Source organism: Actinoplanes lobatus, from assembly GCF_014205215.1.
In the GTDB taxonomy this organism is placed as follows: domain Bacteria; phylum Actinomycetota; class Actinomycetes; order Mycobacteriales; family Micromonosporaceae; genus Actinoplanes; species Actinoplanes lobatus.
Genome location: NZ_JACHNC010000001.1, coordinates 8,513,984 through 8,526,974, shown reverse-complemented (window position 1 = coordinate 8,526,974; position 12,991 = coordinate 8,513,984). Strand labels below are relative to the sequence as shown.

General features: G+C 69.2%; 11 protein-coding genes. 2 read left to right on the top strand and 9 right to left on the bottom strand.

Annotated features, from left to right (window positions below; translation table 11 throughout):
- Positions 1-6: 6 nt before the first annotated feature.
- Together BJ964_RS38940 and BJ964_RS38935 are read left to right on the top strand one after the other, a co-directional pair.
- The gene (locus BJ964_RS38940; RefSeq protein ID WP_188125335.1) at positions 7-495 is read left to right on the top strand and encodes a hypothetical protein; all 489 of its coding nucleotides are present in this window, start codon (positions 7-9) and stop codon (positions 493-495) included.
- A gap of 31 nt (positions 496-526) precedes the next feature.
- Positions 527-1,279, top strand: a complete 753-nt coding sequence (locus BJ964_RS38935) for a DUF6928 family protein (protein WP_188125334.1) — start codon at positions 527-529, stop codon at positions 1,277-1,279.
- Between the two features lie 484 nt (positions 1,280-1,763).
- Here BJ964_RS38935 and BJ964_RS38930 read toward each other — a convergent pair whose 3' ends face one another.
- The 9 genes from BJ964_RS38930 to BJ964_RS38890 all read right to left on the bottom strand — a co-directional run bounded on the left by BJ964_RS38930 (position 1,764) and on the right by BJ964_RS38890 (position 12,792).
- On the bottom strand, positions 1,764-2,084 hold the full coding sequence (locus BJ964_RS38930; RefSeq protein WP_188125333.1) for a Mor transcription activator family protein: 321 nt from the start codon (positions 2,082-2,084) through the stop codon (positions 1,764-1,766).
- 39 nt (positions 2,085-2,123) lie between these two features.
- Positions 2,124-2,687, bottom strand: coding sequence for a DUF1349 domain-containing protein (locus tag BJ964_RS38925; protein ID WP_188125332.1), 564 nt, complete (start codon positions 2,685-2,687; stop codon positions 2,124-2,126).
- Positions 2,687-4,672: a beta-galactosidase gene (locus BJ964_RS38920; RefSeq protein WP_188125331.1), complete on the bottom strand. Its 1,986-nt coding sequence runs from the start codon at positions 4,670-4,672 to the stop codon at positions 2,687-2,689. Before BJ964_RS38920 ends, BJ964_RS38925 begins: the two co-directional genes overlap by 1 nt.
- Positions 4,669-5,340 carry a hypothetical protein gene (locus tag BJ964_RS38915; protein ID WP_188125330.1) on the bottom strand — a complete coding sequence of 224 codons (672 nt, stop codon included), beginning with the start codon at positions 5,338-5,340 and terminating at the stop codon, positions 4,669-4,671. The genes BJ964_RS38920 and BJ964_RS38915 overlap by 4 nt, the downstream gene beginning before the upstream one ends.
- 150 nt (positions 5,341-5,490) lie before the next feature.
- Positions 5,491-6,975 carry a GH39 family glycosyl hydrolase gene (locus tag BJ964_RS38910; RefSeq protein WP_188125329.1) on the bottom strand — a complete coding sequence of 495 codons (1,485 nt, stop codon included), beginning with the start codon at positions 6,973-6,975 and terminating at the stop codon, positions 5,491-5,493.
- The gene (locus tag BJ964_RS38905; RefSeq protein WP_188125328.1) at positions 6,975-8,618 is read right to left on the bottom strand and encodes an ABC transporter substrate-binding protein; all 1,644 of its coding nucleotides are present in this window, start codon (positions 8,616-8,618) and stop codon (positions 6,975-6,977) included. The genes BJ964_RS38910 and BJ964_RS38905 overlap by 1 nt, the downstream gene beginning before the upstream one ends.
- Before the next feature lie 15 nt (positions 8,619-8,633).
- The gene (locus BJ964_RS38900) at positions 8,634-9,503 is read right to left on the bottom strand and encodes a carbohydrate ABC transporter permease (protein WP_229806955.1); all 870 of its coding nucleotides are present in this window, start codon (positions 9,501-9,503) and stop codon (positions 8,634-8,636) included.
- The gene (locus BJ964_RS38895) at positions 9,500-10,465 is read right to left on the bottom strand and encodes an ABC transporter permease (protein WP_188125326.1); all 966 of its coding nucleotides are present in this window, start codon (positions 10,463-10,465) and stop codon (positions 9,500-9,502) included. Before BJ964_RS38895 ends, BJ964_RS38900 begins: the two co-directional genes overlap by 4 nt.
- Positions 10,462-12,792, bottom strand: coding sequence for a beta-xylosidase/alpha-l-arabinosidase (locus BJ964_RS38890; protein WP_188125325.1), 2,331 nt, complete (start codon positions 12,790-12,792; stop codon positions 10,462-10,464). The genes BJ964_RS38895 and BJ964_RS38890 overlap by 4 nt, the downstream gene beginning before the upstream one ends.
- Positions 12,793-12,991 lie beyond the last annotated feature (199 nt).

Below are 12,991 nucleotides of genomic sequence, written 5' to 3'. Positions count from 1 at the left end.
GCGACAGTGCGGCGTGGTCTGGCAATGGCCCTCGGGGTGGCTCTCGCCCTCGGCCTGTGTGTTGCCGCGGCAGGTCTCGCCGCCATCGGCTTCGTCACGCGGCCGGTAGCGGCACCGCCCCCACCGCCGGCGAGCGAGTTCCTCGGCGCCTGGTGCTCGCCGCACGGAGACCGGCTCGTACTGGCCGACGGCCGTTTCACCCTCGATCCCCTGTCGCCGGTGTTCGCGGGCCAGATCGATCATCGCGTCACGACGCCCGGCCCGGACGGACCGCGGCGCTGGGACGATCCGCCACCCGCCGCCGCGGCCGGGAGATGGGACCTGGACGTGGACGACCAGCTCGTCACGGTGGACATCGACGTCGAACAGCTCGACAGCGACGTGGTCAGCAGCGAACAGATGGCACTCGACACCTACGAGGACGACACGGGCTGGACCCTCTACCTGCGCTCCGGCCACCTGGCCTTCGCCAGATGCCAGCAGCGGGGGCCGTAGGCTCCAATGATCATTGACGTCGGGGGGATCGATGGGTGCGAAGACCGCGCTGTTGGCGTTCAGTGAAGGTGATCTGCGGCCGACCTTGAGGGAAGCGGTCCGGTCGGATCCGGCAGAGGCCCTGGACCTCCTGCGCGAGATGCATCCCGGCTACGAGGTGACGCTGCTCGGGGACGGGCCGCTCGGTGACTACTGCTATCCGCCGGAGGACACCTCCTACGCGACCGTCCTGGCCGGTGCCGAACTGTTCTGCGACCAACGGCTGGTCCGTCATCTCCCCTCGGAACTGCCGGACCGGCTGCTCCAGGCCGGTGCGGGCCGGCGGATCATCATGCACGGGATGCATTCGGTCTCCGACTCGCTGAGCTTCGCGGTGTGGGAGGACGGCGAGCTCGTCCGTTCGCTCTGCCTCTCCCCGGACGGCGGCATCGCGGAGAACATCGGCGAACCGTACGAATTCGAGCTGCCGTACTGGGCGGGCGAGCATCCCGTCAAACCGATGTTCTCCGAGGATCCGTACCCGCTTCCGTTCCACCCGCTGGAGCTGGGCGAGCTGGCCCTGCGCGCATTCTTCGGGTTCGTCCTCGAGGGGCGGATCGAACCGGACGACATCGATCCGCTCGATGTCCACCTGCACGCGTTCCGGGTCGCCGACCCGACCGGGCGCGAGCAGGCGGAACGCGCAGCCCGGATGGAGCGGCTCGTACGGATGATGAGACCGCCCCGCCGCTACCGCATGACGCCGGACGGCACGCTGCGCGAACTCGGCGACGACGAGATCTGATGTGGGCGGTGGTCGAAGAACCAGCGTGAAGGCGCGTGGTGAATCCGGGTAGTTCTGGAGCCTCTTTCTCAGTTGTCGCCTGGCGTCGATGTCAAGTCGCCTGTTCGCGTGTTCCCCCGCCTTCGCCGCAAGATTCGGCCGGTCGCCGCCGGTGAGCGCACATGAAACCACCGAGTGGGCGGCCGTCGCGGCGATGCAAGGCGGGTGCCTGGCCGGCAAGCCGCGACCACCCATCCCGGGTGACTGGCGCCAAGGCCGTGAGCGGGCAGTCCCGGTGCCTGGCCAGCACAACCGTAACCACCCACCTGGAGCGAGCGGCCGCACCTGGCGGGTGTATCCAATCGATCTACGCCCGGCGGGGGCGGCACAGGCTGGAGTGGGCAGCGAGAGGGGCCGGGCGGGCGGAACGGCCCTGATCGGAACGGGACGAGGACACGCGTACCGGACAAAGGGTTGGAAGTGGACCTTGAACCACGAAGGATCTTCAGGTGCCGTCCTGGACGGCCTGGTGGATCAGGTAGTAGACCCAGTCGACGCTGATGCTGTGCTTGTGGGCGATCCACTGGATGTCGTAGCCGGCGCCGTACTCGGCCACGATGGTGTCCACGTCCGGGTAGGACGGGGCGGACGGCGTGTAGTACGACGGTGTGTAGTACGGCGACGGCGGCTGGGGGTCGAAGCGGACCTCCCGCTCGACCACCATGTAGACCTGCGCCACGGTGAGGCCGTAGCGCGCGGCGATGTCCTCCACGGCATGGCCCTCACCGAATTCGGCCACAATGCGGTCGTCCCGGCTCTCCGTCACGTCGTCAAGCTATCCGGTCGGGGCAATCGATCGGCGTGGCTATTCCAGGCCCTCGCGGGGGATCGGGTCGCCGACCCGGAAGTCCCGGAACGTGACCTCCAGGCCCTCGCGCTGCGGTGAGCAGCACATGACGCCCACGTCGACCGTCTCCGGCAGGTCCAGGTGGCCGAGCCGGACCAGATGCCAGGTCCCGTCCGGGTCGCCGCGGTGCACGCACACGGCCGAGCCGAAGCGGGTCAGGCGCAGCGCCAGCTCGCCGCCGTACCCGGGCAGGGCCACCACGGAGAGGTCGGAGAAGTCGCGGGTGACGACGGTGCTGAGCTGTACGGCGCCGGAGGTCACCTCGACGCCGGTTTTCAGCCAGGTGGTCCCGCCGGCCCGCAGCATCAGGCCGGCCTGGTCGAACAGCGCCGAGTGCCCGGCGGACACCACCACCTCGGCGGTGAAGTCGCCGGTCACCGGCCGGTGGTAGAAGTGGCCGTCGTCGGTGACGTAGCCGTAGAACGTGCGCCGCCAGAAATCCGTCTTCGGGCCGGTGGTGACCCGGATCGTCCCGTCCCGGTCGGACCACTGTGGGGGCTCGTTGAGCCACGACATCGACATCAGGTGATCATATGGATGATCCGCACTCCGTAGGGTTCGAGGGCCAGTGGATCTCCGGGGAGGAGGGCATCACCGGCGGGGACAGCCGGGAGGTCGACCGGCGAGGATCCGTGGTTGAGGATGAACAGCAGGCGGGAGCCGTCCGGGGTGACGCGGACCGTGGTCTCCACCTCGCCCAGATCCGGGTAGGGGCCGAGCAGCCCGTGCCGCTCCAGCACCTGGCGGATCACCCAGGTGAGTCCGGCGCAATCCAGGCCGGCGCCCACGTACCAGCCGTGGCCTGCGCCGAAGTCGTTGCGGGTGAGCGCGGCCGTGCCGGCGTACCAGTCCTCCTCGTACCGGCCGACCACTTCGGCGCCCTGCGGCAGGACCAGTTCGAACAGCAGCCGGGACTGGAACGTCGCGTCGCCCACCCGCACCCGGTTGACGTAGACGGGTTCGCGGGCGTCCCACTCGTCCACGCGGACCCCGAGCAGCTCGCCCAGCGGGCCGGGCACGTCGGTGAGGAACGCGTTGTCGTTCTCGTCGACCCGCCCGGACAGGAACGTGGTGATCACCGAGCCGCCGCGGAACGCGACCGCCGACAACCGTTCGGCCAGGTCGCCCTTGATCATGTGCAGGGCCGGGGCGACCACCACGTCGTAGCCGTCCAGCGGGGCGGTCACTGCGATCACGTCGAGGTCGGCGCCGAGCGTCCACAACGCCCGGTGGTAGGCGGTGACCACGTCCAGGTAGCGGACCAGCCGGGACGGTCCGTCGGAGATCTCCAGCGCCCACCACGAGTCCCAGTCGAACAGCAGCGCCACCCGGGCCGGGGTCCGCGCGCCGAGGGTGATCCCGCCGAGGGCGGACAGTTCGGCGCCGAGGGCGGCCACCTCCCGGAACACCCGGGTGTCGGCACGGCCGGCGTGGCCGATCACCGCGCCGTGGTACTTCTCGCTGGCGCCGCGCCCGGCCCGCATCTGGAAGAACAGCACCGCGTCGGCGCCGTGCGCGACCGCCTGCCAGCTCCACAGCCGCATCACGCCGGGCCGTTTCAGCGGGTTGACGTCGCGGCAGGCGGTGACGCTCGGGGTCTGTTCCATGAGCCAGAACGGCTGCCCGTCCTTGAGGCCGCGCATCAGGTCGTGGGCGAGCGCCATCCGGGCCGGGGACCTGTCGTCGGGCGGGTAGTTGTCCCAGGAGGCGAAATCCAGGTACGGCGCCCAGCGGTGGTAGTCGATCGGCCGGTACAGGCCCATGAAGTTGGTGGTGACCGGGGTGCGCGGGTCGGATTCGCGGATCGCCGACTTCTCGTCACGGTAGTTGGCGAGCATCGCGTCCGACATGAACCGCAGGTAGTCGAGGGTGATGCCCTGGAAGGCGGTGTGGTCGGGGCCGCGCCAGTGTTCGGTGAGCGCGGACGGCGGCTCGATCTGGTCCCAGTCGGTGAACGTGTGCGACCAGAACGTGGTGTACCAGGCCGCGTTCAGAGAGGAAAGACTGCCGTAGCGGAGACGCAGCCACTCACGGAACCCGGCGGCGCAGAGGTCGCAGTAGCAGGCGCCGCCGTACTCGTTGCCGACATGCCATGCGATGACCGCCGGGTTCCCGGCGTAGCGCTGGGCGAGGCGGCGGGCCATCTCGGTGGACAGGCGCCGGAAGACGGGGGAGCTGGGGCAGGAGTTGTGCCGCTGCCCGTACCGGTGTTTGCGTCCTTCGAAGTCGGTGCGGGTCACCTCGGGATGCTGTTTGGCGAGCCAGGCGGGGTGCGCCCCGGTTCCGGTCGCCAGGCAGATCCGGCGGCCCTCGGCGGCGGCGCGGTCGACGATGCGGTCCAGCACGGTGAAGTCGTAGACGTCCGGTCCGGGCTGGGTGAGACCCCAGGTGAAGACCCCGACCGTGAGCGTGTCGATGTGTGCCTCGTCGAACAGGCGGAAATCCTGTTTCCACACCTCGGGAAGCCACTGCTCCGGGTTGTAGTCGCCGCCGTAACCGATCTTCACCTGGTGAACTCCTTCCGGACGACGGCGATCAGCCGCCGGCTGTTGTGCAGCAGTGCCAGGACCAGCACCGATCCGGCCAGCGCCACGACCGCCTCGGAACTCGCCAGCACGCCGCCGAGAACCACGATCACGAGACAGCAGTTGCCGAGGCTCACGCCCGGCGTCCGGATGACGAGGTACGCGGCCAGGCGCGCCACATCACGGAAACGGAACGCGAACAGTGAGGTGATCACGAGAGCGTTCAGCATCCACACCGTCGCGGCGGCGCCGACCAGCAGCAACGGCGCCACCCACCATCCGGGCAGCCCGGCCGCGCCCAGGTTGGCCAGGTTCACCGCGAGGACCGTGATCCAGCCGAGCCAGAACGCCCAGACCAGCAGCGCGCCCCGGGCGTTGAGCCGGTAGCCGCGCAGGAACGCCGCCGCCGGCCGTAGCTCGGTCAGGTCGCTGCTGCGGTGGTGCAGCGCGTAGAGCGCCGCCGACAGGGCGGGCCCGACCGGCAGCGCGCACAACGCGACCAGCGGCAGGTTGCCGACGTTGCGGTCGAGCAGGAGCGCCACGAGCCCGGGCAGGGTGGTGGCCACGAGCAGCGCCTCGACGACGAGCAGGTTGTGCACGGTCGCGGCGGTCCGGGACAGCGGTCCGGTGCCGAACGCGAGCTCGCTCATGTCGTCACCTCCGCTTCGCTCCGGCGCCGCCATGAGTTCAATACTGAGCCTGATGATTCGCTCGCAAGCTCGCTCATGGCGTCACCTCCGCTTCGCTCCGGCGCCGCCATGAGTTCAATACTGAGCCTGATGATTCGCTCGCAAGCTCGCTCATGGCTCCTCCCCGGACACCAGGCGGGAGTCGTTCCACCAGGGCGGGGTCTCGTCGACCACCGGGGTGAGTTCCAGCAGGGTGACCTCGTGCCGGGCGAGGACGATCTCGATCTCCACGCGGCCGTCGGTGACCTGCACGCTGCGGTGGACGCGGGCGGGTTCCGCGGCCTCCCGCAGCATGTCGACCTGCCGTGGCGAGGGGGAGTGCGGCCGTCCCATCTCCCGCCACGCCGACCACGCGTTGCCCCGCTCGTCGTCGACACTGGACCGCAGCAGGAACAGGGCCGGGCCGGGCGCCGGGACGGACAGCAGCACGTGGTGGGTGGCGGGCGAGTTGGCGGCGTCGGTGTGGTCCACCGGCGCCCAGGCCAGAACGGTGATCCGGCCCGAGTCGTCGGCGGTGATCAGGTGGTCGGGTCCCCGGGAGACGAACTCGGGCGCCAGGCGTGCGAGGAACGCGTACAGATGAAAGATCGGCTTCTTGATCTGGCGGTGTGTCAGCAGGCCGAATCCGCCGTGGAAGAGGGCGGTGGGGACGCCCTCCTCCTCGAACATGTCGCTGAACGTCCAGTAGGCGAACGAGTCGCACAGGTCGCCGCCGCCGGCCAGGACCGGGGCCAGGTAGGCGGCGTGGAACGCGGTGTCGTGTACCGGGTTGTCCGGCCGGTACGACGAGTTGAACTCGGTGATGTGCACCGGCAGACCTCCCAACGGTGTTCCGGCCAGCTGTTTTCGGGGCAGCGCGAACTGGTCGAGCAGTGCGGACGCCGGTGCCAGGCTCTGGTGCACGCCGAACGGGACGTGCCGGGCCGGGCCGGACGTGTAGGCGTGCCGGCTCACGAAGTCGATCGGCACGTCGTGGCGGGAGACGAACGCGGCGAACGTCTCCAGCCACTTGTCGTCGCCGGGGGAGATGGCCGGCCCGCCCACCTGGAGCGAGGCGTCCACGTCCTTGACCGCGTGCGCGGACACCTCGTACAGGTGGTGGTAGGCGTCCGCGTCGGCGTCCTGCCAGAACTGGGGCAGGTTGGGCTCGTTCCACACCTCGATCGGCCACTCGCGTACCTCGTCGATGCCGTAGCGGCTGATGAGATGCCGCAGCGTGGCGCCGATGAGGTCGGCCCACTCGGTGTGCGACGCCGGTGGGGTGACGTTGCCGCCCCACCAGAAGACCGTCTGGTCGCCGGAGGCCAGCCCGGACGGCATGAACCCCAACTCCAGGAAGGGCCGGATGCCCTGCTCGAGATAGGCGTCCACGACCTGGTCCAGATAGGTGAAGGAGTGCCGCACGTGCCGCTGTCCGGCGTAGACGAAAGGCCGGTGGATGCCCATCCCGTCACTGAACAGCCCGTGCCCGCGGATGTGCCGGAACCCGATCTCCCGCTGGACCAGGGCCAGGGAGTCCTGGTGGTCACGGCGCAGCGCGAGTTCCATCCGGCCGGTGCCGACGCATTCGCGCCACGCCGTGGGGAAGCGGCTCATCAGCCGTGTTCCTTCTTGTACCGCTCGTACGCCTTGTTCACGGTGTCCACGTACTGGGTGGAGTTCTTGCCCTCCAGCTCCTTGACGTAGGCGTCCCATTCGCTGAGCGGCCGCTGCCCGAGGACGAACCGCAGGGTCTGCTGGTTGACGTGGTCCTTGAGCGCCGACGCCCACAGGGTGACCTGTTCGCGTTCGACGTCGTTGAGCGGCGCGGGCGGGTCGACCGGGCGGACCTCGCGCTTGTTCATCTCGGCCTGGAACGCCTTCTCCTCCTCGGAGAACTGCGAGTTGAGCATCGCGGTGCTGCCGCCGTACGCGAACACGCCGTTGAAGAACCCGTAGTCGACCTGGAGGTCCTTGGGCGCGTCCGGGTTGAGGCCGCCCCACTTGACGCCCGGGTCGAGCTTGAAGCTGCCGTCGTCGACCTTGCCGGCGTAGGTCTGCCCCTCGACGCCCCACTTGCTGAGCATCAGGCCGGCGTCGGAGTACCAGAGCCAGTCGATGAACTGCATCATGGCCACGAAGTTCTTGCTCTCCAGCGCCTTCTTGCTGATCATGATGCCGTTCTCCAGGCGGCTCTCGCCGGGCAGCGTGGCGCCGGCCGGGCCGGTCGGCAGGATCAGCTTGGACACCGTGGCGCCGGGGATCTTGGCGATGTCCTTGCGGAGCTCGTTCACCAGGGTCTGCGCGTTCACGCTGATCACGAACGACTTGCCGTTGGCGAATTTCTGGCGGGCGATGTCGTCGGTCTGGGTGAAGCTCTCCGGGTCGATGAGTTTCTCGGTGACCAGCGTGTTCAGGTATTGCAGCACCTGCCGGTACTCGTCCATGGCGCCGGAGAACACGAACTTTCCGGCGGCGGCGTCCCAGTGGGCCGGCCGGTATCCCCAGCCGGCGTGCGTGCCGTACGAGGTGGCGAGGATGTTGAGCAGGTTGTTGGCGCCGGGCTGCGGCGGCGTGCTCCACCGGTCGGAGAGCGGATAGACGTCCGGGTGGGCCTTCTTCATCTCGCGGAGCACGGTGGTCAGGTCGTCCCAGGTCTGCGGCTGGGACAGCCCGAGCTTCTCCATGACGTCGGTGCGCACCCCGAGCGAGTAGTCCTGCCAGGTGTTCTCGTGCAGGCCGGGCAGCAGGTAGTACTTGCCGTCCTGCGCCTTGAACCCGTCCAGGTTGGGCTGGAGGTTCCAGCGGGAGACCTTCTCCCGGTAGTGCGGCATGAGGTCGATGTAGTCGCTGACCGGGATGACCGCCCCGCTGGCGATGAACGCCTCCTCGTCCGGGTGGTACGTCTTCGGGATGATCATCGGGGCGTCGCCGGCGCTCACCATGACGCTGCGTTTCTGGTTGTAGTCGCTGCCCGGCACCGCGGTCGACTCCAGCGTCACGTTGGTGCGCTTGGTCAGCTCGGCGAAGAACGGCCAGTCCGCCTTGTACGGGTAGCCCTGGTTGCTGAGCATCATGATCGAGAAGGTGATCGGCTCGGTGGCCTTGAACTGGTCACCCGCCTTGAACCCGTCCATGGCGCCGGCGCGCTTGCCGTCCAGGCCTTCGGTGGACTCCTCGCCGTCACCGCAGCCCGCGACGGTGGTGACGGCGGCGGCTCCGAACGCGGTGAGTAGGTGTCGTCGGGTCAGCTGAACCATGGGAGGACTCCTCGGTTATCCCTTGACGGCGCCGAGCATGACGCCGGAGACGAAGTAGCGCTGGATGAACGGATAGACGAGCATGATCGGCAGCATGGTCAGGACGATGGTGACGGCCTGGATGCTGGCGGCGACCTGGAGCGCGGTCTCGCTGGACGCGGTGATGTCCGTGCCGGAGGTGGCGCCGGCGATGAGGTTGCGCAGGTAGACGGTGACCGGGAACAGTTCCTGCCGGTCCATGTAGAGGAATCCGGCGAACCACGAGTTCCAGAACTGGACGGCGTAGAACAGCAGCATGGTGGCGAGCACCGCCTTGGACAGCGGCAGCACGATCCGCGCCAGGATGCCGTAGGTGCCGAGGCCGTCGACCGCGGCGGCCTCCTCCAGCTCGGTGGGCAGGCTCTCGAAGAACGCCTTCATCACCAGCAGGTTGAACACGTTGATGGCGTTCGGCAGCACGATGGCCCACAGCGTGTTGCGCAGCTCCAGTGAGCTGACCAGCACGTAGTTGGGGATCAGGCCGCCGTTGAAGAACATCGTGAAGACCGCGACGCCGACCAGCAGGGCGCGGCCGCGCAGCCGGTGCTTGGACAGCACGTACGCGTAGCAGGTGGTCAGCACCAGCGAGATGGCGGTGGCCACCACGGTGTAGACGACGGTGTTGCGGTAGTTGATCCAGAACAGCGGGTCGGACATGACGTTCTGGTACGTGGTGAGGTTGAACCCCTTGGGCCAGAGCGTCACCTGCCCGGACCGGATCTCGTGCTCGCCGCTGAACGACCGCGCCACGATGTTGACGAACGGGAACAGCGTCACGACCACGACGCCGGCCAGCACGAACCCGTTGACCGCCTGGAACACCCGGTACCCCCGGGTGGGCCTCACCACAGGCTCGTCCCGACCGTGCGGCGCGAGATGGTGTTGGCGCCGAGCACCAGCGCCAGCCCGATCAGCGACTCGAACAGCCCGATCGCGGCGGCGTAGCTGAAGCTGCCGGAGACGATGCCGACCCGGTACAGGTAGGTGGCCACCACGTCGCCGGTGGAGTACGTGAGCGGGTTGTAGAGCAGCAGGATCTTCTCGAAGCCGACCGCCAGGAACGTGCCGATGTTCAGGATCAGCAGGGTGATCATGGTGGGCCGGATGCCGGGCAGCGTGACGTGCCAGGTCTGCCGCCACCGGTTCGCGCCGTCGATGCTCGCCTGCTCGTACAGGTCGTTGTCGATCGTCGTGAGGGCCGCCAGGTAGAGGATCGTGCCCCAGCCGACGGTCTGCCACACCTCGGAGGAGACGTAGATGGTCCGGAACCAGGCGGGGTCCTGCATGAACGCCACCGGATCCTGGCCGAGCGCCCGCAGCCCCTGGTTGACGACGCCGTCCACGGCCAGGGTCTGGAAGATCAGGCCGGCGATGACCACGATCGACAGGAAGTGCGGCAGGTAGGAAATGGTCTGCACGAAGCCTTTGAGCCAGCGGGTGCGGACCTCGTTGAGCAGCAGCGCCAGCACGATCGGCAGCGGGAAGCAGAACAGCAGGGTCAGCCCGCCGATGATCACCGTGTTCGCGAACACCTGCCAGAACGTCGGGTCGTTCAGGAACATCTCGAAGTAGCGCAGGCCCACCCAGTACTCGCCGAGCAGGTCACCGCCGGGTTCGTAGCGCCGGAACGCGATGACGTTCCCGATCATCGGCAGATAACGGAAGATCAGAAAGAACAGCAGCGGGAGTACGGCCAGCGAGTACAACTGCCAGTCCCGGCGCAGCGCCTGCCCCCAGGTGCGACGGCGGGGCCGCAGCCCGGTGGTGGGCGGTTCGGCCACCCGTTGCGGGGTGCGGGTCATTGTCATGGCCGCACCCCTTCCACGGCACAGTCCGGCTGGAGGCGACGGTCGTGGCGGGCACGTCGCTCCTCACCGGTGATTCGCAGCCGGACGGTGGCCGCGATGTCCGTGCTGGAGCGGCCGAACCGCAGCTCCACCTCACCCGGCTCGACGATCCGGTGACCGTCGAGACCGGCGAACGACGTCAGATCGGCCGGCACGGTGAAGGTGACCCGCGCCGCCTCCCCGGGTTCCAGGGCGACCCGGGTGAAACCGATCAGCCGGACCACCGGGCGGGTGGTCTGCGCGACCGGATCGTGCAGGTAGAGCTGCACCACCTCGGTTCCGGCCCGGTCGCCGGTGTTGCGGACCGTGACACTGACCGCGGCGTCGCCGTCGACCGGCCACTCCACCGGCTCGCCCGGCTCGTCACCGATCCAGTCGAACGTCGTGTAGCTCAGGCCGTGACCGAAACCGAACGCGGGTGTCGGATCCACCGACGACACCTCGGTGCGCCGGCCCAGCGGCGGGTTCAGATAGGTGGCGGGCAGGCCACCGGCGTCCCGGGGCACGCTCACCGGCAGCCGCCCGGACGGGTTCACGGCGCCGGTCAGGATCTCGGCCAGCGCCTGCCCGCCGCACTGGCCCGGGAAGAAGCCCTGCACGATCCCGGCGACCCCATCAAAATCGACATCGATCGGGTACGGGCGACCGGCGAGCAGAAGCAGGACGACCGGGGTGCCGGTCGCCTGCACGGCCCGGACCAGCTCCGCCTGCACCCCGGGCAGCCGCAGCCCGGTGGTGTCGCAGCCCTCGCCCGAGGTGCCCCGCCCGAACAGCCCGGCCCGGTCGCCGACCGCCACCACGCACACGTCGCTCGCGGCGGCGGCCGTCACGGCGGCGGTGAACCCGGAGGTGTCCGTGCCGGTGATCGCGCAGCCCTGGGCGTACGCCAACTCGCCGACGACGGCCGTGAGCGACGCGCGCAGGGTGGGGATCGCGACGCCCGTGTCGTGGTCGGGATGGTGCTGGCCGACGTGGACCGGGAACGAGTAGCAGCCGAGCATGGCGAGCGGGTCGTCGGCGACCGGGCCGACCAGCGCGACCCGCTGCCCGGGGCGTAGTGGCAGGATCCCGCCGGTGTTGCGGAGCAGGACCACCGACTCGCGGGCCAGGCGCAGGGCCAGGTCGCGGTTGCCCGGGTCGTCGAAGGTGAGGTCGCCGGCGCCGTCGGGCAGCGGTTTCCAGTCGTCGTCGAGCAGCCCGAGTTCGGCCTTCTGGGTCAGCACCCGCAGCAGCGCCCGGTCGATCAGCGCCTCGGCGATCCGCCCGTCGCGAACCGCTTCGACGAGCGGCGCGCCGAACGTGTCGACGGTCGGCAGTTCGACGTCGATCCCGGCGCTCAGCGCGATCCCGGCCGCGTCCACGCCGTCCCCGGCCACCCCGTGCAGCCGCTCCAGGAAGCGGATCGCGAAGTAGTCGGCCACCACCGTCCCGGCGAAACCCCAGTCGTCGCGCAGCAGCCGGGTGAACAGCCATGCGCTGGCGGCCGCCGGGACGCCGTCGATCTCGGCGTACGAGTTCATCACCGACCTGGCCCCACCCAGGCGCAACGCCATCTCGAACGGCGGCAGCACCACGTCGGCCAGCTCGCGGGCGCCCATCGACACGGGCGCGTGGTTGCGGCCGCCGCGCGACGACGAATACCCGGCGAAGTGCTTGAGGGTCGCCACCACGCCGGCGCCCTCGAGGCCCCGCACGTACGCCGCCCCGATCGTCCCGACCAGGTAGGGATCCTCGCCGATGGTCTCCTCGGTGCGGCCCCACCGGTAGTCGCGGGTCACGTCGAGCACCGGGGCGAGGCCCTGGTGGATGCCGGCGGCCCGCATGCTCCGGCCGATCCGCCCGGTCATCTCCTCGACCAGGTCCGGATCGAACGCCGCACCCCAGCTCAGCGGCGCCGGGTAGACCGTGGCCTTCCAGGCGGCCAGCCCGGTGAGGCACTCCTCGTGCACCTGCGCCGGGATGCCGAACCGGTTGGCCGCCTGGATCCGCTCCTGCGACGCGGCCAGCGCCCGGGCCCCGGCCGCCGGCTCCACCGGAACCGTGCCGAACGGCCGGGTCAGCTGGCCGAGACCACTGCCGATCAGCGCGTCCAGCGGTGGTGTCGTGCCGGTCATGTCGGCCTGGTGCGGGGCCACCCCGGCGCCGTCGGCGTCGGCGCCCACCCACACCCCGGCGAGCTGCGCGATCTTCTCCTCCAACGTCATGAGGGGCACGAGATTCTCGGCCCGCTCGATGGGGGAGAGGCGCGGATCGTGCCAGCGTGCGTCCAGTCCGGAAGTGATGCTCATGCCACCCCAGTCGGTAGATTCTCCGAAAGTTTCATCGAAGTTACGGCATGTATGGCGGCGAACGTAAGCCCCACTTTTCGGTCGTGTCAAGGGCCTTGACCTGGCAAGCATGATGACGCTCAATGTGGACTACATCGATGCGTTGCGAGTATCGTGCTCGTCGATGACGACAGTTGATCTCGAAAAATCCGAGACGGGG